This is a genomic window from Granulicella sp. L60 (assembly GCF_009765825.1).
GTDB lineage: Bacteria > Acidobacteriota > Terriglobia > Terriglobales > Acidobacteriaceae > Edaphobacter.
The window spans coordinates 158,794-181,955 of record NZ_LMUR01000018.1; the positions used below are offsets into that span (position 1 = coordinate 158,794).

20 protein-coding genes are annotated in these 23,162 nt (G+C 61.0%); 13 read left to right on the forward strand and 7 right to left on the reverse strand.

The window, feature by feature from the left end:
• Positions 1 to 123: 123 nt before the first annotated feature.
• The 7 genes from GSQ82_RS11065 (at position 124) to GSQ82_RS11095 (ending at position 9,024) form a co-directional block, all read left to right on the forward strand.
• Positions 124 to 1,539, forward strand: coding sequence for a cell division protein FtsQ/DivIB (locus GSQ82_RS11065; RefSeq protein ID WP_254061583.1), 1,416 nt, complete (start codon positions 124 to 126; stop codon positions 1,537 to 1,539).
• Entirely contained in the window at positions 1,536 to 2,765 is a 1,230-nt protein-coding gene (gene ftsA, locus GSQ82_RS11070; protein ID WP_158792356.1) for a cell division protein FtsA, read from the forward strand. Before GSQ82_RS11065 ends, ftsA begins: the two co-directional genes overlap by 4 nt.
• Before the next feature lie 333 nt (positions 2,766 to 3,098).
• Positions 3,099 to 4,595, forward strand: coding sequence for a cell division protein FtsZ (gene ftsZ / locus GSQ82_RS11075; RefSeq protein WP_158792357.1), 1,497 nt, complete (start codon positions 3,099 to 3,101; stop codon positions 4,593 to 4,595).
• Positions 4,596 to 4,705: 110 nt separating this feature from the next.
• On the forward strand, positions 4,706 to 6,007 hold the full coding sequence (locus GSQ82_RS11080) for a penicillin-binding transpeptidase domain-containing protein (RefSeq protein WP_158792358.1): 1,302 nt from the start codon (positions 4,706 to 4,708) through the stop codon (positions 6,005 to 6,007).
• A gap of 381 nt (positions 6,008 to 6,388) precedes the next feature.
• A complete protein-coding gene (locus tag GSQ82_RS11085; protein ID WP_158792359.1) occupies positions 6,389 to 8,002 on the forward strand; it encodes an NAD(P)H-hydrate dehydratase in 1,614 nt (537 codons plus the stop codon).
• Between the two features lie 17 nt (positions 8,003 to 8,019).
• A complete protein-coding gene (gene tsaE / locus GSQ82_RS11090) occupies positions 8,020 to 8,487 on the forward strand; it encodes a tRNA (adenosine(37)-N6)-threonylcarbamoyltransferase complex ATPase subunit type 1 TsaE (RefSeq protein ID WP_371417191.1) in 468 nt (155 codons plus the stop codon).
• 84 nt (positions 8,488 to 8,571) lie between these two features.
• A complete protein-coding gene (locus GSQ82_RS11095) occupies positions 8,572 to 9,024 on the forward strand; it encodes a DUF4019 domain-containing protein (protein ID WP_158792360.1) in 453 nt (150 codons plus the stop codon).
• 106 nt (positions 9,025 to 9,130) lie between these two features.
• On the opposite strand, the gene GSQ82_RS11100 is transcribed toward GSQ82_RS11095, so the two are convergent.
• The 6 genes from GSQ82_RS11100 to GSQ82_RS11125 all read right to left on the reverse strand — a co-directional run bounded on the left by GSQ82_RS11100 (position 9,131) and on the right by GSQ82_RS11125 (position 16,047).
• Positions 9,131 to 9,703 carry a GNAT family N-acetyltransferase gene (locus GSQ82_RS11100; protein WP_158792361.1) on the reverse strand — a complete coding sequence of 191 codons (573 nt, stop codon included), beginning with the start codon at positions 9,701 to 9,703 and terminating at the stop codon, positions 9,131 to 9,133.
• 145 nt (positions 9,704 to 9,848) lie between these two features.
• A complete protein-coding gene (locus GSQ82_RS11105) occupies positions 9,849 to 10,613 on the reverse strand; it encodes a class I SAM-dependent methyltransferase (RefSeq protein ID WP_158792362.1) in 765 nt (254 codons plus the stop codon).
• Positions 10,614 to 10,618: 5 nt separating this feature from the next.
• Positions 10,619 to 10,990 (reverse strand): metal-sulfur cluster assembly factor, encoded by a 372-nt coding sequence (locus tag GSQ82_RS11110; RefSeq protein ID WP_158792363.1) that lies wholly within the window; start codon positions 10,988 to 10,990, stop codon positions 10,619 to 10,621.
• A gap of 155 nt (positions 10,991 to 11,145) precedes the next feature.
• Positions 11,146 to 12,090 carry a polyprenyl synthetase family protein gene (locus GSQ82_RS11115; protein ID WP_158792364.1) on the reverse strand — a complete coding sequence of 315 codons (945 nt, stop codon included), beginning with the start codon at positions 12,088 to 12,090 and terminating at the stop codon, positions 11,146 to 11,148.
• Between the two features lie 160 nt (positions 12,091 to 12,250).
• The gene (locus GSQ82_RS11120) at positions 12,251 to 14,107 is read right to left on the reverse strand and encodes a hypothetical protein (RefSeq protein ID WP_158792365.1); all 1,857 of its coding nucleotides are present in this window, start codon (positions 14,105 to 14,107) and stop codon (positions 12,251 to 12,253) included.
• A gap of 353 nt (positions 14,108 to 14,460) precedes the next feature.
• Positions 14,461 to 16,047: a DHA2 family efflux MFS transporter permease subunit gene (locus GSQ82_RS11125; RefSeq protein WP_158792366.1), complete on the reverse strand. Its 1,587-nt coding sequence runs from the start codon at positions 16,045 to 16,047 to the stop codon at positions 14,461 to 14,463.
• A 156-nt stretch (positions 16,048 to 16,203) separates the two neighbouring features.
• On the opposite strand from GSQ82_RS11125, the gene priA reads away from it, so the two are divergent.
• A complete protein-coding gene (gene priA, locus GSQ82_RS11130) occupies positions 16,204 to 18,696 on the forward strand; it encodes a primosomal protein N' (RefSeq protein ID WP_158792367.1) in 2,493 nt (830 codons plus the stop codon).
• A gap of 187 nt (positions 18,697 to 18,883) precedes the next feature.
• On the opposite strand, the gene GSQ82_RS11135 is transcribed toward priA, so the two are convergent.
• Positions 18,884 to 19,153 (reverse strand): HU family DNA-binding protein, encoded by a 270-nt coding sequence (locus tag GSQ82_RS11135; RefSeq protein WP_158792368.1) that lies wholly within the window; start codon positions 19,151 to 19,153, stop codon positions 18,884 to 18,886.
• Between the two features lie 229 nt (positions 19,154 to 19,382).
• Between GSQ82_RS11135 and dcd the strand changes: the two genes are divergently transcribed.
• The 5 genes from dcd to GSQ82_RS11160 form a co-directional block, all read left to right on the forward strand.
• Entirely contained in the window at positions 19,383 to 19,937 is a 555-nt protein-coding gene (gene dcd, locus GSQ82_RS11140) for a dCTP deaminase (protein WP_158792369.1), read from the forward strand.
• A gap of 54 nt (positions 19,938 to 19,991) precedes the next feature.
• Positions 19,992 to 20,690, forward strand: a complete 699-nt coding sequence (locus GSQ82_RS11145) for a response regulator transcription factor (RefSeq protein WP_158792370.1) — start codon at positions 19,992 to 19,994, stop codon at positions 20,688 to 20,690.
• A gap of 348 nt (positions 20,691 to 21,038) precedes the next feature.
• Positions 21,039 to 21,737, forward strand: a complete 699-nt coding sequence (locus tag GSQ82_RS11150) for a lipid-binding SYLF domain-containing protein (RefSeq protein ID WP_158793626.1) — start codon at positions 21,039 to 21,041, stop codon at positions 21,735 to 21,737.
• Between the two features lie 101 nt (positions 21,738 to 21,838).
• Complete coding sequence (locus GSQ82_RS11155; RefSeq protein WP_371417192.1) at positions 21,839 to 22,780, forward strand: lysophospholipid acyltransferase family protein; 942 nt, start codon at positions 21,839 to 21,841, stop codon at positions 22,778 to 22,780.
• The coding region (locus GSQ82_RS11160; protein ID WP_305794668.1) for an LpxD N-terminal domain-containing protein at positions 22,780 to 23,162 on the forward strand (383 nt) is incomplete at its 3' end. The genes GSQ82_RS11155 and GSQ82_RS11160, both read left to right, overlap by 1 nt.

Genomic DNA, 23,162 nt, shown 5'->3' on the forward strand with positions numbered 1-23,162 from the left:
GGGGCGAATGGGTGAGTTCCTGAAAGGGTACATGCGTAAGAAGAGGGCGAAGGGCGCGGGTTTGGCGGGTTATGCTCAGGGTGGCGATTCTCGCGGCCCTGCTCAGGCTTGCGACAAGGCGATGTGTTTTCGAAGCGTGGTGCGGGGGTGCTAGATGCGCCTGAGCAGAAGCGCGGCTCGGAGTACAACGCTCCGCGGCGGGTGTCGGCTTCGCCGAACCGTAAGCTGCGTCGCGACCGGAGCGAAGACTTTGCGGATGATCCGTATGAGGACGATGACGTGCCGATGCGTACCCGCAGCACAGGTCTTCGGCTTAGATTTCGCGGTCTGCCTACGACGAAGGGCGGACGGATTGTGGCTGCGTGCTTTGTGGCGGTGTGGCTGGGGATGTGCGTGGCGCTGGTGTTGATGGTGCGGAGTTTTCTGCTGCATGACGAACGGTTCGTGATTCAGACGGCGTCGTCGATTGAGTTTCAGGGGAATGCGCATGTGACGCGGGCGCAGATGCTGAGCGTGTTTGGCGAGGACATTGAACGGAACATCTTTAATATTCCGCTGGCGCAGAGGCGGGCGGAGTTGGAGAGCCTGCCGTGGGTGGCGCATGCGACGGTGATGCGTCTGCTGCCGAACCGGATGCGGGTGTCGGTGATTGAGCGGACGCCGGTGGCGTTTGTGCGGGAGGGGAACCACATCGGGTTGGTGGATGCGAATGGGGTGTTGCTGGATATGCCGCTGGCGGCGAAGAGTGATGAGCACTACTCGTTTCCGGTGGTGACGGGGATCTCGGCGAACGATCCGCTGTCGACGCGGGCGGCGCGGATGAAGATTTATAACCGGTTCACGACGGAGCTGGATGGGTCGGGCGAGAAGATCTCTGAGGGGCTTAGCGAGGTGGATCTGTCGAATCCGGAGGATGTGAAGGCGCTGATTCCGGATCACTCGATGGATATTCTAGTGCACTTTGGGGATACGGATTTTCTGGACCGCTATCGCAGGTTCGAGGCGCATCTGCCGGAGTGGAGGACGGTGTATCCGAAGCTGTCGTCGGTGGATATGCGGTATGAGCGGCAGGTGGTGCTGGAGATGCAGGCGGGGAGTGGGGTGCCGGTTTCGAACTCGGGTGCTGCTGCTGCTGCTGCTGCTGCGTCTGCTGCCTCTGCTGGGGATGCGGGTAGTTCTGCGAAGAAGGCTGTAGCGCCTGCTGCGGTTGCGGCGGTGAAGCCTGCGGCGGCGAAGGCGCATCCGGTTGTGGCGAAGCATGCGCCGGCTGCAACGAGCGGCGCTGCGAAAGATAAGGCGGCTGCGAGTGCTGCGGCTCGGGTTGTGGCGCAGAGTGAGGTTGCGTATGACGCGCCTGCGAAGCCGAATGCGCCGGCGGTGAAGGGTTCGGTTGCAAAAACTTCTAAGGCTTCGGCGGCTAAGACTGCTGCGGCTAAGAAGCACGCTGCAGCTGCGAAGCATCATCCGGTTGCGGTAAAGCCTTCGGCCAAAGCTTCTCAAGCTCCTCTATATCATCCTCCACAGGTGGTTCACCCATGAATCAAAAGCCGGACAACCTGATTACCGTGCTCGATGCGGGCAGTACGAAGAGTTGCGTTCTGGTGGCAGAGCTGCAGGATGGCGTGCTGCGCTATCGCGGGCATGGCGTGGAGCCTTCGCGAGGGATGCGGAAGGGTCTGATCGCCGAGCTTGGGCCTGCGGCGGAGGCGATCAACCGTGCTGCGTTGACGGCGGAGCGGATGGCGAAGGCTGGGATTGAGACGGCGGTGGTGGGGATTGGTGGGACGCATGTGCGTGGGATTAACTCGCGGGGCGGCATCAGTATGGGCAGCCGGATGCGGGAGATTACGCGGGAGGAGGTTCGGGCGGCGGTGGACAGGGCGCGTTCGGTGGCGCTGCCTCCAGACCGCGAGGTGCTGCATCTGTTACCGCAGGAGTTCATTCTGGATGACCAGGCTGGGATTCACGATCCGGTGGGGATGGTGGGGAACAAGCTGGAGGTGAATCTGCATCTTTCGACGTGTTCGGGTGGTGTGGCGCAGAGTGTGATTACGTGTGCCAACCGTGCGGGGCTGGAGGTGCAGGATACGGTGTATGAGGGCATTGCTGCGGCGGAGGCGGTGCTGAGCGCGGATGAACGCGAGCTTGGCGTGTGCATGGCCGATATCGGTTCGAGCACGACGGAGCTTGCTGTGTTCTTCGAGGGGTCGATTGCTCATACGGCGGTGCTGCCGATTGGAGGCGACCACTTTACGAACGATCTTGCGGTGGGGCTGCATGTGACGGTGGAAGAGGCTGAGTATCTGAAGAAGACGTATGGGCACTGCGTGGTGACAGCGGTGCCGCAGTTGAACGAGATTGAGGTGGGCGGCAATCTTGCGATCTCGGGCGGGCAGCCGGCGCGGATGGTGCGGCAGAGATTTCTGGCGGAGATTCTGGAGCCTCGTGCGCGTGAGTTGTTTACGATGCTGCGGGATAATCTGCGGCAGGGTGGGGTGCTGGAGGCGCTGGGTGCGGGGCTGGTGGTGACGGGCGGCGGCGCGATGATGGCGGGGCTGCTGGATAACGCGGAGAGTTTGTTGCGGGTGCCTGCGCGGATTGGGTATCCGGTGCCGCTGTCGCGGATGCCGGAGGAGCTGGCGAGGCCGGAGTTTGCGGCGGCGATTGGGATGCTGCTATATACGCACAGGACGCAGGTGAGACGGGCTAGTGAAGAGCAGGGATTGAGGGCGAAGCTTAAGGCTATCTTTGCAGGGAGCTTCTAAAGATATGTCCTGCCGGACGGGCCCACTACTCGTGGGGAGGTCACTTCGTGACTTGTATACCGGTCGGGGTGAGGCTGACTTCTTGGGGCCTCGCGTTGCTCGGCGGTGGATGATTCCGACCAGCGGGAGGACCCTTGCTGCTTATGGTTGCGTGACCGGTATACGTGTCACGAAGTGACCTCGCGCCGAGCAGGCGGTCCGTCCGGCAGGACATGAATCTTTTTGCGCGGGACAGGATTGTTGAACCATGCGTGGTACTGCCGGTGGAAAACGAGGTCGTGCATTGGGCGCGGAGGTGTGAGAATTAAGAAGATCTAAAGGAGTGCTGCTTCCATGTCCAATCTGCCTGACGACCTTCGTATTCACTATCACGACGAGATTCCCCGTGGCGCGCGCATTAAAGTGATCGGCGTGGGCGGCGGCGGAAACAATGCCGTGAACCGCATGATCGCGGCGAATGTTGTCGGTGTCGAATTTATTGCGGCGAATACGGATGTGCAGGCTCTGCAGGTGTCGAATGCGCCGGTGAAGCTGCAGCTTGGGGTGAAGCTGACGAGTGGGCTGGGCGCGGGTGCGAATCCGGATGTGGGACGGAGGGCGGCACTGGAGGATTCGGACAAGATTATCGAGGCGCTTGAGGGCGCGGATATGGTGTTCGTGACGGCGGGGCTGGGCGGAGGCACGGGTACGGGTGCGGCTCCGGTGATTGCGAGTCTGGCGAGTGAGATGGGCGCGCTGACGGTGGCGGTGGTGACGAGGCCGTTCGCGTTTGAAGGCAAGCGGCGGATGATGCAGGCTGAGCGCGGGATGCAGGAGCTGCTGGAGTCGGTCGATACGGTGATTGTGATTCCGAATGAGAAGCTGCTTGCGGTGGCGAAGGATGCTGGATTCTTCGAGAGCTTCCGGATTGCGGACGATGTGCTAAGGCAGGGCGTGCAGGGGATCTCGGACATTATTACGATTCCGGGCGTGATCAATCGCGACTTCGCCGATGTGAAGACGACGATGGCGGGGATGGGCTATGCGGTGATGGGGACGGCGATGCGTTCGGGCGGCAACCGTGCGGTGGATGCGGCGATGGCGGCGATGGCTTCGCCTCTGCTGGAGTCGGGTGCGATCGATGGAGCGCGCGGGATTCTGATCAACATTACGGGGTCAAGCAATCTGAAGCTGAGCGAGGTGAACGAGGCTTCGGGAATTATTCAGAACGCGGCGCATGAGGATGCGAACATCATCTTCGGCGCGGTGCTGGACGAGGCGATGGGCGATGAGGTGAAGATTACGGTGATCGCCACGGGCTTCAGACATCAGGAGATGCCGCAGCGGCGTGAACGGATGCTGGCTGAGGCCACGCTGCCGACGATGCGATATGACGTGCCGATTCAGCCGCGGGTGGTGACTTCGCGTCCGGCGGCTTCGCGGTTTGCGAGTGAGACTCCTGAGATTGAGCCGGAGGAGGTGAGTGCTCAGGTGGTGCCGGTGCAGCAGATGAGGCAGGAGGAGAGTGCGGTTGAGGCGGGTGGTTCGCCTGAGCTGATTCCGGTGCCTGCTTCTGTGTTCGATGATGACTTCTTCCGGAGCTCGGCTGCGCGTGCAGAGGCTGCGGCGGAGTTTGACCGCGGGGAGGGTGCTATGCCGGATCGGTTCCGCGAGCCGACTCACTTTACGCCTGTGCATCGAGTCCAACCGGAGAGCGGTGGGGTGGAGGAGATGGTTGGGGCGGAGCCTGTGGGGCGGGGCGTGGCGTTTGGCGGTCCCGTTTCGGCACCCACGGCGCATGCGGAGTCAGATGAACTTGATATTCCAGCCTTTTTGCGGCGGGGAAACTAAGGCTGCGGAGACGGGTTCAAGGCTTATAGCACGAAAGTGGAACAGTAGAATCAGATAAGAGGGCGTTGAATAGAGGTCTCTTAGACATCTCTCATCGGAATATTGTATCGATGGCCGTTCAATTGCTCTCCAATCTACAAGGGGTATCGCCTGTGACCGTACGAATCAAGCTGTTCGGCGCAATCCTCTTCGGCCTTGTATGGTGTGCTGGAGTGGGTGCGTACGGAGGAACACCAACCTCGGGGAAGTTGAAGCATCACTCCGCAGGAACGACGCGGGTTGCGGGCAAGGTGCGGCCGCATAGTACGGCTACGCACAGAAGCACGGCGTCGGTTGCTGCAAAGGGGCCGGGGGTGCGGGCTTCGGCGGTGGTTGTGGGCCGGCGGCATGGCGCGCATACGTTGCTTGCGGTACGGCGGACGAGGTTTCAGGAACGGTTCACGGCGAGCTCGTTTGCGGATAATCTGACGCTGGGCGATGTGACTGCGGGGGAAGATCCGGTGGTGCGCGAGGCGGCGATTCAGGCGCTCGGCAACATGAACGGGACCGCGATCGCGATTGATCCTTCGAACGGACGCATCCTGGCGATGGTGAACCAGAAGCTTGCGCTGTCGAACGGCGCGGAGCCGTGCTCGACGATCAAACTGACGGTGGCGCTGGCGGCGCTCGAAGAGGGGATCGTACGCAAAGATACGCCGGTGAATCTGGGCGGTAATTATCACCTGACCATGACGGAGGCGCTGGCGCACTCGAACAATCTTTACTTCGAGACGCTTGGGCGGCAACTGGGCTTTGAGCGCGTGAAGCACTATGCAAATGAGTTTGGCCTGGGCGAGTTGGCTGGATATCACATTCAGGGCGAGCAGTTGGGCACGTATCCGGATGAGGTGCTGCCGGCGGCGTTGGGTGGGGTGGGACGGATGTGTTCGTTCGGCGAGAGCGTGTCGATGACTCCGCTGCAGCTGGGCGCGCTGGTGGCGGCGATTGCAAACGGAGGGACGCTGTATTATCTGCAGCATCCTGAGACGTCGGCTGACATGGCTACGTTCGAGCCGAAGGTGAAGCGCATGCTGAATATCGCTCCGCTGATTCCTGAGATTCAGGTTGGCATGGAGGGCGCGGTGCAGTATGGAACGGCGCGATCCCTGCGTGCGAACTTCAGCCAGTTTCCGGTGATGGGGAAGACGGGAACGTGTTCGAACAACGGCACGCGGTTCGGCTGGTTTGGATCGTTTGCGGATACGCCGAACGGTCGCATTGTTACGGTGTTTTTTCTCGAAGGCGGACGGCCTACCTTTGGACCAAAGGCTGCGGAGCTGACGGGTACGTTTTACCGGGCGCTGTGGGATAAGAGCTACTTTATCCAGAAGCCTGCGGTGGAGAATGCTGTTGTCCTGAGCGGCTCCAAATAGACTGACGAGGTTTGGTCATCGTGCGTGCTTCGGTTGGTGATGAAGCGCGCTCTGCCGCATGGCTAAAGATACATCGTGGTTCTCGCCTGTTTTGCATCTAAACAATGAGTTGCACGTCTGCGTGTAAGCGGAGGTGCTGTATGCGTCGTTGAGTGCGTCGGTTTTCGCGCAGCTGCTTCGTGGCTTTGTTCGTTGTGTTTTTGATTTCGTAGATTTATAGATCAGTTCGAATTTATGTTCTCTGTCTTTTGTTGAAGTTTTATGGACGGCGTGGTCTGGTCTCGACTTTGTTTGTCTGCGGGCGGGACGCGGAGAGTGTAAGTTGCGTGTGCTCGGTTTGGCTTCGACCAGAGAATGGCGTAGAAGGGGTAGAAGGGAAAGATGAAGATTTTAACTGCGGCAGAGATGGGAGCGGTGGATCGGCGTACGGCGGAGGAGTTTGGTACTTCGCTGGAGGCTTTGATGGACAGGGCGGGGCGTGCGGTCGCGCAGTTTTGTCTGCGGCGATATGGGACAGTGTCGCGTGTGGTCGTGCTCTGCGGGCGTGGAAATAATGGCGGCGATGGATTCGTTGCGGCGCGTGTGTTGGCGCAGACGGGCTGGATGGTGCGGGTCGTCTTGCTCGGCCGCATGGATGAGGTAAAGGGCGAGGCCGCAACGGCGCTGAGGAAGCTGCGAGAAGAGACCTCGGCGGTGGTGGTGGACCAGGTTGTGGACGACGATTCACTGAGGGGCTGCGCGCAGGCGTTGAACGATTCGGAGTTGTTGATCGATGCCGTAGTGGGTACGGGGTTTCAGCCGCCGCTGCGAGGCACTGCGCTGTTGCTGCAGAGTATGGTGGAGTCGCTTGAGGTGCCGGTGGTGGCGGTGGATCTGCCGTCGGGTTGGGATGCGGATTCGATGGAGCAGAGTGCGGAGGGTTCGTTTCGCGCGGATGCGGTGGTCACATTTACGGCACCGAAGATGGCTCATGTGTTTGGGCATCTGACGCGCGGCTATCGTGGCGGCGGGACCTTCGGGCCAGTGGTGGTGGCCGGGATCGGGTCGCCGAAGGAGGCGATTTTGTCGGGGAGCGGACTGTCGTGGACGGGGGCTGCGAAGGTGATCGCCGAGAGGCCGCGGAGTGTGAACTCGAACAAAGGAAAGTTTGGCCATGTGCTGGTGGTGGGGGGAAGCTATGGCAAGGCGGGAGCGCCGGCGATGGCGTCGCTGGCTTGTCTGCGGACGGGCGCGGGGTTGGTGACGGCTGCGGTGCCGAAGAGCATTGTGAATACGGTGGCGCGGATTGCGCCGGAGCTGATGCTGGTGCCGCTGGCTGAGGGGACCAAGGGTGCGGTGTCGTTCAAGAATCTGGATGGAGCGAAGCTGGATTCTCTGCTGACGAAGATCAGCGTGGTGGCGCTGGGGCCGGGGCTTTCGACCGATGGCGATGCGCCTGCGTTTGCGCGGCAGGTGGTGGAGAAGACGACGCTGCCGGTGGTGATCGACGCGGATGCATTGAATGCGTTTGAGGGTAAGGCGAATCTGCTGGATGGGAGTGGCAGGGTGATGGTGTTGACGCCGCATCCGGGCGAGATGGCTCGGCTGGCAGGGCTTAGCGTGAAAGAGGTGGAGGCGGACAGGCTGGGGTTGGCGCGAAGATTTGCGATGGAGCATCAGCTGACGCTTGTACTGAAGGGCTGGCGGACGCTGGTGGCTCATCCGGATGGTTCGGTTGCAGTGAATACGAGTGGGAATCCGGCGATGGCCAAGGGTGGCAGCGGCGATATTTTGACGGGGATCGTTGCAGCGATGGTGGCACAGTTTCCGGACGATGTTGCGCGGGCGGTGGAGACGGCGGTCTATTTGCATGGACTGGCTGCGGACTTTGCCGTGCACGCGATGGACGAGCATACTGTACTTGCAACTGACACGGTTACACATCTGTCGGATGCCTTTCGTTATCGCGTGACGGACGAGGATGAACTAACCTGGATCTGCGGGTTGCGGCAGTAGTAGACGGAGACGATAGCTTGGGCGATGTGTTGAACGAAGGGTTGCGGGAGAAGAAGCGTTTCAAGACGCGCAGTGAGGCGGGGACGCTGGCGATGGGAGAGCGTGTGGCAGAGATGCTTTTGCCTGCCCCGAAACTGTATGTGCTGCGGGGTGATCTGGGTGCGGGAAAGACGACGTTGGTGAAGGGAATCGCCGCGGCGCTGGGGGCTGCGGAGGCGGAGGATGTGACGAGTCCTACGTTTACGCTGGTGCATGAGTATGCCGGGCGTAAGGTGCGGCTGTATCATCTCGATCTTTATCGGCTGGAGACGGAGCGGGAGTTGCTGACGCTGGGACTGGAGGAGATGGCCGAGCAGCCGGATGCGCTGGTGCTGGTGGAGTGGGGGGAAAAGTTTCCGAGCGTGGTGGAGCGGGCGGATGGGGAGATATTGATTGAGCACGCCGGTGGGGATGAGCGGATGTTTTATGTTCGGGTGAAGGCGTAGGTGGTGTGCGGCCGGCCTTCGAAGTAACTGGCTTTGGGGGCGGGCGGGTCTTCGATGAGTTAGGATTCTGTGTGGAGTTTGCCTATGCGAATGATGATGACGCTCGTCCTGATGGCTTGTGTTACGCCGTGCCTGGTTTCTGGTTCGCCTCATCTCTTCGCGCAACAGAAGCCGGCACAGCCGTCGCCGACTGCTGAGCAGATGGCGGTTGAGGATGCCAAGGGGTGGCTGGGTCTGGTCGACTCGGGACAGTATGAGGAGGGCTGGAAGACGGCGGCAGAGGTGTTCAAGGCTTCTGTCTCGACGGCGACGTGGACCTCGGCGATGAAGACTACGCGGGATCCTTTGGGAAAGCTGCAGAGCAGAAAGCTGCAGAGCGCGACCTATACTGCGATGCTGCCCGGCGTGCCCGATGGGAACTATGTGGTGATTCTCTATGAGACCGTCTTTGAGCATAAGGCGACGGCGCAGGAGACCGTGATCATGGTTCAGGAGAAGGACAAGGTTTGGCGGGTGGCGGGGTATTACATCAAGTAACGATTGTGGATAGCACCTTTGCTTGACGGTGTTGAGCATCGAGTAAAATTGCCGACGACGTTTTGATTGACGCGGTCGGTGTGGTCGCACTCTAGATGACATCCGGTCAGGAGACATTGAATATCGGCTTCGAGTCTCTTCTGTAGAGTACAGTTTGTTCTTCTTTGCCAGGACCTTCGAGAGTGAAGCCGCATCGCTCGAGAATGCGTATCGATCCGAGCAGGTGTGGAAAGGTGTGGGCGAAGATTCTTTTTGCGGAGCCTGTGGCCTCGATCCACGTGATCATCGCTCTTGTTGCTTCCAGACCATAGCCTCGAAGGCGAAACTCGGGGAGGATGGCGTAGCCTATCTCAGCGGCCTCGGGATCTTCCGGCCAACGAAGGCCTCCGACGGATCCGATGAGAGTTGGCGCGCCGTTGGTCGTCGAACGCAGAAGGATATAGCGGTGCCATCCGATCTCGGTGGAGTCTTCGGCGAAGCGTTGCCGGAGCAGATGGAGGACGTGCGGTTCCCAGTCTGCATGAGGCCACTCGGAGGTTACGCGGCAGTGGATAATTTCGCCGAGCCGACCGTCGGCTGCCTGCTCAGACGATAGGGACTCAGGTGTGATCGCCACTAACTCCAGATGCAGCGTTGAGATGCTTGAGGGACAAGGTAGATGATTGCTTTTGGATGACATGGGGAATCTCCTGAACGAGGATGAGCGGCTGGAGGCAAAAGTCAGGCGTCGCCTCGGCACGTGGCGTCATTCGCAGTAAGCTCGCAGATCCTTCAGGCAGTCATAGGCACGAACAGCGTATCACTCGGCTGGGTGGTTATGCGATTCAGGATTTAGGGGCGCGGCCGGTGTAGCGGTAGATGGCGCACTCTTCGTCGCCGGTAGAGCCGTACTCTTTTTGCTGGGCGATGGCGGCGAGATCGGCGATGTGGTCTTCGGGGGACATGGCTACGGGGCCAAGGAAGAGACGGGTGAAGGCGGGGTGACGGTCGAGGACGTCGCGGCACTCGGAGTTGACGTAGAGGAGATCGAAGGTGCCGGGGCGTTTGGCGAACTGGGCTTCGAGGCGGCGGAGGAGGAGTTTTAGGACGGGGGCTTCGAAGGGATGAAAGAGGAATGCGAGGGTGGGGTTGCGGGGAAGGTCGAAGGTGAGGGCGTCCTGCTCGTAGAGGCGGATGGGGGCGAGCGGCGGGGCGGTGGTGTCGGCTTTGTGGGCGGTCTGCCAGAGGTCTATGTTGTGCTGGGCGATGTCCGCGAGGGCGGGGTTGAGTTCGATGCCGATGACTTGATGGAAGGGGACTTGGCTGGCTATGAGTAGGGCGCGGCCTTTGCCGGCACCGATGTCGACGAAGGTGTAGCGGGGGGTGGGATGGGGCGGGTGTGTGCCCTGCCAGATCTGAATGAGGGAGCGCAGGATGCTGGGGGCGACGCCGTAGTAGGCGGTGACGTGAGCGTCGTTGGGATGGCCGGTGGTGAGGTTTCCGGCGGGGATGATGCCGCTGGTCTCGACGCCGTGGGCTGCGTCAAAGGGGTGCTGCGGCTGCTGTGGTGGAGGCATGACGAGCGGCGGTTTGGGTTTGCGTGTGGGCATGGCGCTCAGCGGATCTGGACGAGGTTGGGGTTGCCGTCGAGGCCGAGGGTTCTGCGACCGGCGGGGGTGATGCTAAGGGGCGTCCATGTGGGTTCGTGGAGGAGGGTTGTGGTGGTGCGGCTTACGGTTTCGATACCGGCAAGACGGTTTGCGATCTGGGCGCTGAGTTGGGCGGCTGATTCTTCGCTGGTCTGCGTGGGAGTGATTTCGATGTGAACGAGGTGTTTTTGCGGGACGCCGGGGATGCCGGTGCCGGGGGCTTCGTGGTCGGGCGTGATGGTGATGGAGCGGACGAGGCCGAGATCGACGATGTTGCACGGGAGCTGCGGGTCGTAACAGTCGCGCAGAGCAAGGAGGATGTCGGCTTCGGTGAGCATTGGTCTGGTTCGCCTGTGTCGGGAGGTGGTACCCCCCTCCCTGTCAATATTGTGCAAAGTCTTCGAATCAGGGACTTTAGGTTTGGAATTCAGGGCTGGACTTGCATTCGGGCTGCGGGGCTAGGCGGCCCTTCGCGGGGTGATGTTGTCAAGCGTCAGTACTTTCTTTCGACGAAGTAGCTGGCGAGGGATTTGAGCGGGGTAGCGGCTTTGCCGAACGGTTCGAGTGCGGCGAAGGCGTCGGCGATGAGTTCTTCTGCGTCTTTGCGGGACTGATCGATGCCGTAGACGGCGGGCCAGGTGGCCTTGATGCTGGCGGTGTCCTTGCCTGCGGTCTTGCCTAGCTCTTCGGAGCTTTGGGTCATGTCGAGGACGTCGTCGACGATCTGGAAGGCGAGGCCGGCTTTTTCGCCGAAGGTGCGGAGACGGGTGAGGGTGTCTTCGGACAGGGCCTGCGGCGATGCTCCGAAGATGCCGCCGGAGACGATGCTGGTGGTGATGAGGGCTCCGGTCTTGGAGCGGTGGATGGCTTCGACGAGCTCTGCGGTGGGCGGATGGCCCTCGGCTTCGATGTCCATGACCTGGCCGCCGATCATGCCGGGGGGGAGTGGGGTTTTGAGGTCGCCTACGCTGCCTACGCCGGTGCCGATGGCGAGTGAGACCTCGCGGAGGATGGCGACGGTGGAGGAGGGTGCGGTGGGGAGCGCGGCGATGGTCTGGAAGGCGAGGGTTTGGAGGGCGTCGCCTGCGAGGATGGCGGTGGCTTCGCCGAAGACGACGTGGCAGGTGGGCTGGCCGCGGCGGAGGTCGTCGTCGTCGAGGGCGGGGAGGTCGTCGTGGATGAGGGAGTAGGTGTGGATCATCTCGAGCGCTGCGCCGAGGTTGGCTGCGCCTTCGGGGATGGTGTCGCCTCCGGAGACCATGCGGGCGGCTTCCATGCAGAGGATGGGGCGAAGGCGTTTGCCGCCGGCGAAGGTGCTGTGGCGCATGGCGCGGTGGATGGAGTGAGGGAGGGTGTCGGGTGCGGGCAGGAGGCGTTCGAGGGCGGCATCGGTGAGCTGAGCGCCGGAGAGGAGCAAGGTTTGTACTGTGGAGTCCATCTGGTCTTGATGATAAATCAGGGCGATGTCCTGCCGGACGGGCCTCCTGCACGGAGGGTGGGCGTTCGCACGCCTTTTTAAACCTTCGGGTGGGCCTTCCGTTGGTCGGCAATCATCTTTGTGCCGACCAACGGGAGGACTGACCGAAGGGGTATACACGTCACGAAGTGACCTCTCCACGAGGAGTGGGCCCGTCCGGCAGGACATGATCTTTTCTCCGCATGGCGATGAGTAGAAGCAGGGAGATGAGGGTGATGGTGTTGCCGATGGTCTGGTCGAGGGTGTGGGCGTAGGTGAGGTCGATGGTGGATGGGCCGGCTGGGATGGGGAGGGCGATGAGGCCATCGTCGCGTTGCTCGCGATTGGTGATGGGCGCTCCGTTGCGTGTGATGTGCCAGGCGGGGAAGTCGCGGAGGTTGAGGATGAGGTCTTCTGCGATGGGCGCGTTGATGGTGAGGTGGGTGGGCGCGGGTGCGGATGGGGTGTTGGCGGGGGCTTTGGCGTCGGGGTTCGGCGAGAGCCAATAGGCGGGGTCGGCGTGAGCGAGGGAGTCGTTGTCGGCGGTGGTGGGGGTGTACTCGTCGGTGGGGTCGCTGCCCTGGTTGGAGTGGAAGAGGGATTCGCGGGTTTGGACGGTGTCTTCGGGGTCGCAGGTTTGGTGGAAGGTGGTGTAGGCGGGATAGGTGAGGGATGCGGTTAGTAGGAGGGTGAGGGTGGTGGTGGTGAGGGGTTTTAAGTTGAGTGAGCTGAGGGCTAGTGCGATGGCTAAGGCGAGGACGGCGGCGAGGATGGCGAGAAGACGCCAGGGGAATTGAAGGAAGGCTAGTTCGGGGGCGTGGTTCCAGATGATTGTGGTGATGGGGGTGAGGAGGAGGGTGATGGCTGCGGTGAGGATGGTGAGGGGGAGAAGGAGTGGTTGGCTGGTTGAGGGTGTCGCATCCCACCCTTCGCGGTGAGGCTGCGAAGGATGGGGCACCCCGGCTTTTTTGGTTAGATGGAGGGTTTTTGTCAGGTAGAGGGTGATTAGGGTGATGAAGGTTGCGGCGATGAGGGTGATGGCGATGAGGGAGGCGGTGTGGAGGACTTGATCGTGGTCGATGTCGCCGGTGTGGTGGAAGAGGAAGTTGTCCTGGATGCGCATGTTGGGGATGACGGCCATGGCGATCTGGACGAAGCGGCGTTCGTAGGCGGCGGGGAGGATGTAGAAGGAGGCGAGGCCTAGTCCGAGGATGGCTCCGGCGGCGGTATTGAGGGCGATTTTTAGGGGGGATTGGGTTGTTGTTAAAGCGGTCGCGCTGGTGCGCGATGCCCACCTTAGGCGCAAAGTGCGCGCCGAAGATGGGGCACCCGTTTCTGTGGTGGGGTTCGGATTTGTGTTGGGGTGTGGAGTTGGGTCGGGGGGTGGAGGTGTGTGCAGCAGGCGGATGAGTGCTAGGATGGCGAGGGCGTAGCAGGACATGACGGCGGCGGGGGCGTTGGTGATCCAGAGGAGGGCGATGGGGATGGCGATGCGGGGGATGGTGACTTGTTTGCGCAGGATGGCGTGGAGGAGGAGTGGGATCCAGGCGGCGGCGAGGAGTTCGGCGTAGGCGGTGCGCTCGTAGGCGGTGAAGAGCATGTAGGGGTTCACCGTGTAGAGGATGGCGGCGAGGATGGCGGCGGTGGGGGTGGTGAAGTCGCGGGCGAGTCGGTGCAGGGCGAGGCCGCTGGCGGTGAGGGCGAGCCAGGTGTAGACGATGGGGGTCCACGTCCAGGGGAGGATGAGGCCGAGGAGGCCGCCGAGGGTCCAGGAGAGTGGTGGGTAGAAGACGAAGCGGGGTTCGCCGGCGTTGTAGGCGGGGGTGTAGGCCCAGTGGGGATGGAGGTTGCCGTGGGTGAACTGGTGGGCGGCTTCGAGCCAGCTTAGAAGGTGGAAGTCGAAGTCGTGGCCGCAGGAGCAGCCGTAGAGGATGAGCGGCAGAGTGGCGATGAGCGCGGCGAGTGAGATGAGGAGATAGGGGAGCCGGTCGCGCTGCATGTTTGGAGGGTATCGCAGGATGGGGGCTGGATTCTGTCGAGCTTTGAGATCAGATCAGAGATTTGGCGACGATCTCGCCGGCCGAGAGTTTGTATAACCAGATGATCCCAAGAGCTGCAAAGAGGATGGATAAGGCGTAGTCGTGTCTTTGGAGGTTCATCACCGATATTAGAAAGTACGACAGGATCATAAATGCATGGCTTGCGTAGGCGAAGTATTTCCTTCGTGTTACGCGTACAGCGATGAGTAACAAAATAGTCAGAGAGAAGCTGATTATGCTGGCTAGTATGAGTGGTCTCATCGAGCCTCCTTGCGTCGAGTTATTTTACATAACGGCTTATCCCTATGAAGGGCTAGTGTGCGCCTGCGGGGGCTTTGCCGGGCTTTACTTTTTTGAAGAGCCAGACGATGCCGACGCATAAGAAGCAGAGGAGGGAGAGCCAGCGGAAGACATCGACGAAGGCCCACACGAGAGCCTGCTGGCCGAGTTGCTGGTAGAGCAGGGCTTGTGCGGGGCTGGCGGCGTTGGACTTGCCGAAGTAGCCGGTGACGGACTGGGTGGCGCTGCCGAGCGCGTTCTGGAACTGCTGGCCGGTGGTGGGGACGTAGTTGATGATGAGGTTCTGGTGGACGGCGGAGCGGCGGGTGAGGAGCGTCTGGGCGATGGAGATGCCGATGGAGCCGCCGACGTTGCGGAAGAGGTTGAAGAGTCCGCTGGCGTTGCCGATCTGTTTGTTGTCGAGGGTTCCGTAGGCGGCGGTGCTGATGGGGACGAAGATGAAGCTGAGGCCGAAGCCGGTGATGAGGATGGGTAGGAGGAGGGTAGTGGGGGAGATCTGGAGGGTGACGTTGCCGAAGTAGAGGGTGGTGAGGCCGAAGGTGATGAAGCCGAAGGTGAGGAGCCAGCGGGGATCGACTTTGTTGGAGAGGTATCCGATGACGGGCATGCCGCAGACGGCTCCGATGCCGCGGGGCGCGACGACGATGCCGGCGGTGAAGGCGGTGTAGCCGAGGAGCTCCTGGTAGAAGAGCGGCAGGACGGTGACGGTGGAGTAGATGCCTACGCCGAAGAAGAAGATCAAGACGGTGCCGAGGATGAAGTTTCGATCTTTGAAGACTTTGAGGTCGACGAGAGTGTCTTTGTCGCGCCAGCAGTGCCAGACGAAGTAGATGAAGCTGGTGATGAGGAAGAAGACGGCCCAGCGGATCCAGATGGCGCCGAACCAGTCGTCTTCCTGGCCTTTGTCGAGGACGACCTGGAGGCATCCGGTCCAGATGACGAGGGCGGCGAAGCCGTAGCGGTCGAAGGCGGGGACCTTGGCTTTGCTGATGTAGGCCGGATCGTGGATGAAGCGGTTGATCATGAGCAGGGCGAGGATGCCGATGGGGATGTTGATGTAGAAGGCGTATCGCCAGGAGTAGGTGTCGGTGAGCCAGCCGCCGAGGGTGGGGCCGAGGACGGGGGCGACGACGACTCCGAAGGCGAAGACGGCCATGGCGGCCCCGCGTTTGGCGGGAGGGAAGGATTCGAGGAGGATCGCTTGCGAGAGGGGCTGGAGGGCGCCGCCGCCTGCTCCCTGGATGACGCGGGCGAGGAGCATGATGCCGAGGGTGGGGGCGGCTCCGCAGGCGAAGCTCGCGATGGTGAAGATGGTGATGCAGGACATGAGGAAGCGCTTGCGGCCGAACTTGAGCGAGCACCAGTTGCTGGCGGGGAGGACGATGGCGTTGGCGACGAGGTAGCTGGTGAGGACCCAGGTGGCCTCGTCGTTGGAGGCGGAGAGCGAGCCGGCGATGTAAGGGAGGGCGACGGAGGCGATGGCGGTGTCGAGCACCTCCATGAAGGTGGCGAGCATGACGGACGCGGCGATCAGCCAGGGGTTGACGCCCTGGGTCACCTCAGCGGTCTGGTCTGGAGGTGCGGTTGCGGCTGAAGCCATCGATCTTTCGCATCCTTGCCTAGAGATTGTCTGTCTTTATGTAGAGACAAAAAAAGCGGATAAGGATGCTTTTGCTTTGTGGCGGGCGTAGGTGAACGGGATGATGAAAGCGGTGTGACTGGTGCGGAGGAGTCGGATGTCCGTTAAGCTGGAGGGATGCCTTCGTATTGCGATGTTGCGCTGCCGGTGCCGCTGGACCAGACGTTTACCTATGCGGTGAACGGGGTTGTTCCGGTGGTGGGAGCGCGGGTGCTGGTGCCGTTCAGCGGGCAGAGGCTGATGGGTGTGGTGGTGCGGGTGCATGAGGATGCGCCGGTGGAGGGGTTCGAGATCAAGCCGGTGCAGCAGGTGCTGGATGAGGCGGCGCTGCTGCCGGAGGAGTTGATGGAGCTGGCGCGGTGGATTGCGCAGTACTACGTTGCGCCGCTGGGCGAGGTGCTGCGGGGGATGTTGCCGTTGGGTGCGGAGGTGAAGCGGCAGGTGTTTTACAAGATCGCTGAGGCTGGGCGGAGGGTGTTGTACGAGGGCGCGATGAAGGGATCGTCGCGGCGGTCGAGGCTTAGCCCTGAGGAGCAGAATCGCGAGTATGCGGTCTTGAACTATCTGGAGGGCGGAGAGGCGGCGAAGATCTCGGCGCTGCGGTCGGCGACGGGGGCGAACAAGGGGCTGCTGGAGGGGATGGTTCGGAAGAAGTGGCTGGTGCGCGAGGCGGTGGCGGAGGAGCGCGACGCGAGGCGGTTGGAGAAGGTGGCGGTGCTGGTGGCGGATGTGCGGCTGCCGAAGTTGAATGAGAACCAGACGGCGGTGTTGGCGGAGCTGGCGGCGGTGGGCGGGCGGCTGGGGGTGAAGGATCTGCGATTGAGTTTGACGCGGGCTGGGGTGCCGGAGTCTACGCTGGGGACGCTGGTGAAGCGCGGGCTGGTTGCGGTGGAGGAGGTTGCGGAGGAGTTTCATCTGGGCGGGGTGAGCGCGGAGGGGAAGAAGCACGCGCATGAGCACGCGTTGAATGAATCGCAGATGGAGGCGCTGGGGACGATTGCGGCGGCGATGGAGAAGGGCGGGTTTCGGCCGCATCTGCTGTATGGAATTACGGGGAGTGGGAAGACGACGGTTTACTTTGCGGCGATGCAGCGGGCGCTGGATGCGGGTCACTCGGCGCTGCTGTTGGTGCCGGAGATTGGATTGACGCCGGCGATGGCGGCGCAGATGTATGCGGCGTTCGCGGGTGAGGTGGCACTGCTGCACTCGCAGTTGACGCCCGATGAGAGGGCGGAGCAGTGGCACAGGATTCGGCGGGGCGAGGCGCGGATCGTGGTGGGGACGCGGTCGGCGGTGTTTGCGCCGATGGTGAAGCTGGGGCTGATCATCGTGGATGAGGAGCATGACTCGAGCTATAAGCAGGAGGAGACGCCGCGATACCACGGGCGCGATGTTGCGGTGATGCGGGCGAAGTTGAACGGGGCGGTGGTGGTGCTGGGGTCGGCGACGCCTTCGCTGGAGAGCTGGGCGAATGCGGACAAGGGGCGGTATGCGCGGGTGGAGATGCGCGAGCGGGTGATGGACCGTCCGATGCCGGTGGTGGAGCTGGTGGATATGCGCGAGGAGTTTCGCGAGACGGGGCAGGAACAGATCTTTTCGCGCAGGCTGGTGGAGGAGACGCAGGCTACGCTGGATCGCGGGGAGCAGGTAATTCTGCTGCTGAATCGGCGGGGATACTCGTCGGTGGTGATGTGCAGGAGCTGCGGGGAGAAGATTGAGTGCGAGAACTGCGCGGTGTCGATGACGTACCACAAGCCGGTGAGTGGGAACGATGCGATTGCGCAGCCGGGGCAGAGGCTGGAGTGCCACTACTGCGGGTCGCGAAGGTCGGTGCCGAAGAACTGTCCGAAGTGCGAGAGTGAACATCTTTACTTTTTAGGCGCGGGATCGCAGCAGGGTGAGGAGAGGTTGCAGGAGTTGTTTCCGGCGGCGCGGATTGGACGGATGGATCGGGATACGGTGCGCGGGCGCAGTGACATGGAGCGGCTGCTGGCGCGTCTGCATGGGGGTGAGATCAATCTGCTGGTGGGGACGCAGATGATCGCGAAGGGACATGACATTCATGGGGTGACGCTGGTGGGCGTGGTGGGCGCGGATCTGCAGTTAGGGCTGCCGGACTTTCGCGCGGCGGAGCGAGTTTTTCAGTTGCTGACGCAGGTGTCGGGACGGGCGGGGCGAGGCGATCTGCCGGGAAAGGTGCTGGTGCAGACGTATCATCCGGACCACTATGCGATTCAGTTCGCGGCGAAGCATGACTATCCGGGTTTTGTGGCGAAGGAGATGCAGTACAGGCGGTGGATGCACTATCCGCCGTTCGCGGTGCTGGCGAATGTGCTGATCCAGAGCGAGAAGCTGGAGGAGGCGACGGCGTGGTCGGCTACGCTGGGGCGGTGGTTTCAGCAGGCGAGGCTGGACAAGGTGAGGGTGCTTGGGCCGGCGGCGGCGCCGATTGTGAAGCTGAAGAGGATCTATCGATTCCACTTTGTGTTGAAGGCGGAGCGAAGGCAGGCGCTGGGAGAGACGCTGCGGGCGATGCTGGCTTATGCGGAGACACAGGGAATTGCGCGTCGCAACCTGGTGGTTGACGTGGATGCGGTCCATCTGATGTGAAGCATCGCCAGGATGAAGGAAGCTGCGAAGCTGGGCCTTAAAACTGGTCCTGCGTGGGGCTCTGCGGCAGGACCGCTTGCGGAGATCTATCCGGAATCTTTTCGGAGTCGATCAGGTTTGCATCAGTCGCTAGAATCGAAATTAGGCAGAATCAATTTGATTCAGTCTGAATTTGAATCAGTCTGAATCAATCAAGGAGGTGAAGCTCTTTGCCGGGCTTGAAGCGTACCGCTTTGCCTGGGGCAATCGTTACCTCCGCGCCTGTCCTTGGATTGCGTCCAATTCCGGTTTTGCGAGGTTTCACTGTGAAGACACCGAAGCCGCGCAGTTCAATGCGGTCGCCCGCGATGAGGGTCTGCTTCATGCTTTCGAAGATTGCGTCTACAGCCGATTCCGCTTTTGTTCGCGGCAGGCCTGTGCGCTCAACAACCCTTTGTATAAGATCCTGCTTAATCATCTGGGCCGCCGTCCTTGGCTATATAAGTTAACAAATAAATCGTACAGACCGGGTTTAGTAACGTGATGGTAGAAACTCGAAACGAGATTGTCAACGAAAGAACGCTGCCGTAAGATGAAGAATCTAATGAGCAAGGGAAGCGACCATCCCGTCGCACTCAATTTACACCCTTCCGCGCCAATTAGGGACTCGAATCGTACAAGAAGAACATGAAGGGATTGTGAGAAGAGTGGCTATCAAGAGTGACCGTTGGATCCGTGAGCAGGCGAACAAACATGGGATGATTGCACCGTTCAGCGAGAAGCAGGTTCGGGAGGGCGTGATCTCGTACGGGCTCTCCTCGTATGGATACGACCTGCGGGTGTCTGATGAGTTCAAGATTTTTACCAATGTTAACAGCGCTATTATCGATCCGAAGGCGTTTGACGAGCGGTCGTTTGTGACGGTGCAGGCCGATAGCGTGATCGTTCCGCCGAACTCGTTTGCGCTGGCGCGGTCGATTGAGTACTTCAAGATTCCGCGTGATGTGTTGACAATCTGCGTGGGTAAATCGACCTATGCGCGGTGTGGAATTATCGTGAACGTCACGCCATTCGAGCCGGAGTGGGAGGGTTTTGTGACGCTTGAGATCTCGAACACGACTCCGCTGCCTGCTCGTATCTATGCGAACGAAGGGCTATGCCAGATTCTGTTCTTCCAGTCCGACGAGGTGTGCGAGGTAAGTTACGCGGACCGCAAGGGGAAGTATCAGAACCAGCAGGGAATCGTTCTGCCGAAGCTTTAGGGTGGAGGGAAGGCAGAGATTCTTCCGAACGGGCAGGCGGCCTACGATTGCATCATGCTGACTAAAGAGGCTGCGCGGGCGATGAAAGAAAAGACATCCAAGGATGCTGCGCGTTTGGGACCGGAGTCGCTGCGCCTGGGGCTGGTGGCCACGGATTCGCTGCGGATTCTTGGGCTGCAGACGATCTTTCCTGAGGGGGGAGCGGTGGAGGTGGTTCCTCTGACGGTTCCGGGGGCGATGGATGTGGCGGGGGTGTCGATTATTCTGCTGGATTCGGCGTGCACGGAGCATTTTTTCGAGCTGCTGGCGGCGTTTCGGCGGGCGCGGCCAAGGTTGAAGGTGATTGTGCTGGGGCTGGAAGAGGACCATGCGCATATTCAGCGGGTGATTGGAGCGGGGGCGAAGGGTTACCTTGCGCATACGGCGAGCGAGAGTGAGATCAGACTGGCGATCGATATTGTGCAGGATGGGTCGGTGTGGGCGCCCAGAAAGGTACTGGCGAGGCTGCTGGAGTCTTCTGCCGCGGAGGCTGCCGCGACGAAGAACGGAGGGACACCGGTGTTTACCAGGCGGGAGACCGAGGTGCTGCGGCTACTGGTGTCCGGGCATCCGAACCGGGTGATCGCGGAGGAACTGGGGATCGATCTGATGACCGTGAAGGCGCATGTGGGGCGGCTGATGCGGAAGGTGGGAGTGAAGAACCGGATTGCGCTGACGATGCAGGCGGTTAATCGGAAACTGATCGGCGAATAAGCAGGGAAATAGGTGGTTTAGCTGCTAACTATCCAGTAAACAAATGATGCTCAAAGGTATACATACCTCCGTACCGTTGTGGGGCGGCATGATGTAAGTCAAAGTACTTATCAGCAACACAGACCTGGGAGAGGGGTTGTAGTGAGAGCGTTGGGTTCTATCCCAATCCTCTCTCTACAACCCCTATTTTTTTGCGTTTCTTTGCTGGCAGGGTTGATGTATGCTCCTAGTCGTCAGGGCAAGGACAACTTGGAGTTGATTTTGGCCATCTCATAGAGTATTGGAAATAGGCAGTTTGCGGCTCGTCCAAAAATAAGAACGAAGGGTGTCAAAAGGATGACGAAGATGATGAAGAAGATTTCTGTGGTTTTGTGTGGGGTAGCGATGCTTGCCGGTTCTCTTTCTGCTCGTGCGGAAGGTGATAAGGCGAAGGTTGCTGAGCGTCTCAACGCTGCCAGCCTGGTTCTTTCACAGATTATGGCGACGCCGGATAAGGCGATCCCGGGCGGCATTCTGGCGGGCGCATCCTGCGTAGTTGTGATTCCAAGCTACAAGAAGGGTGCGTTTGTGGTTGGCGCTCAGTATGGTCAGGGTGTGGCGACGTGCCGTACTCCCGGTCACAAGTGGAGCGCGCCGGTATGCGTGCAGCTCGCTGGCGGCAGCTTCGGTTTCCAGATTGGTGGACAGGCGACGGATCTGGTTCTGATCGCGATGAACCAGGAGGGCCTGCAGGACATGTTGAAGAATAAGTTCAAGCTGGGTGCGGATGCAGCGGCTGCGGCGGGTCCGGTTGGACGCAATGCACAGGCTGGAACGGACTGGAAGCTGAATGCACAGTTCTTGAGCTACTCGCGTAGCAAGGGCTTGTTCGCCGGCATCAACCTGGATGGCACTGTGTTGTCGCAGAACCAGGACGACACCCGCGCTCTGTACGGTGCAGACGTTCCGTTTGCGACGATCCTTGGCGGTCAGCAGCCCACACCTGCCGAGGCGCGTCCTTTCGTGCGCACGGTGGCGAAGTACTTTGTCGAAGTCCGCAACAAATAGTCCATGGTTAGTGCGGTATCGGGGGACGGCTATCGAGCCGTCCCCTTTTTATTGGTTGAGGCGCGGTACCGGCAGAGTTCGGAGATGGGTAGACTAAGGGCTTGAGCAAAGGTTCGCAGATAGATTCAGGGTTGAAGGTCAGCCTCCGTGAACGAATGGAGTATGCCCTGGTATGGGTCTTCGTTCATCTTGTGGGTGCGATGCCGAGGCGTGTGGCTCGGTGGGTGGGCGCGGGGATTGGGGCTCTGGCTTATCGCGGGCTGGGACGGCTGCGGGGCGTTGGGGTGCGAAATTTGGCGCTGGCTTATCCGGAGATGCCGGAGGCGGAGCGTGAGCGGATTCTGCGGGCGGAGTATAGGAATCTGGGCTTTCTGCTGGCGGAGTTCTGCCTGATGTCCGCGTATACGCCGGAGGGGGCGAGCGAGTTTATCCGCTATGAGGGGTTGGAGAACTATCTCGGCGCACGCGAGCGCGGCAAGGGTGTTCTGGTGTTGACGGGGCATCTTGGAGCGTGGGAGCTATCGAGTTTTTATCACTCGCTGATGGGGATGCCGATGGGGATGGTGATTCGGCGGCTGGATAATCCGCTGGTAGATGCGTTTGTGAATCGGATTCGCTGCCAGCATGGAAACAGGGTGATCCATAAGGATGATTTTGCGCGTGGATTGATTGCGTCGATGCGCGGCGGGGAGACGGTGGGGATTTTGATGGATACGAATATGACTCCGCCGCAGGGAGTGTTTGTGCCGTTCTTCGGGGTGCAGGCTTGTACGGCTTCAGGGTTGGCGAGGATTGCGTTGAAGACGGGGGCGGCGGTGGTGCCGGGGTTTCTGTTGTGGGAGGAGAGCGAGCAGAAGTATGTGCTGCGCTTTGGTGAGGAGTTGGACGTACTGCATACGGGGGACTCGGAGGCGGATGCGATTGCCAACACGGCGGCGTTTACGGCGGCGATGGAGGGGTATATTCGACGGTATCCAGAGCAGTGGTTGTGGATGCATCGGCGCTGGAAGACGCGGCCGCCGGGAGAGATGGGGATCTATTGATGGCGATGCGAGGTGCGGTGACGACGGGTACGGCGACGATGAGCAAACTGGCGGACTGGATTGGCGTGGGCGCGCCGTTGCTGGATGTCGAGGTGGCGGAGGTTTCGAGTATTGAGGCTGCGGGTGAGCGGTCGGTGGTGTTTGCGGTTGACGGTGAGGCGTTGGCGAAGGCTTTGAAGTCGCGGGCGGGGGTGATTCTTGCGAGCACGAAGCTGGAGTCCGGCGATCTGCCACTGGACCCGCGGGTGTTGTGGGTGGCGGATGCGAGGTATGCGTTTGCGGTGGTGGGGCGCAGGCTGAGTGGAGGCGGCGGGCAGGCGGGGGTGCATGCTTCGGCTATTGTCGGCGAGGGGGTAGTGGTTGGGGTGGGGAGTTGGATTGG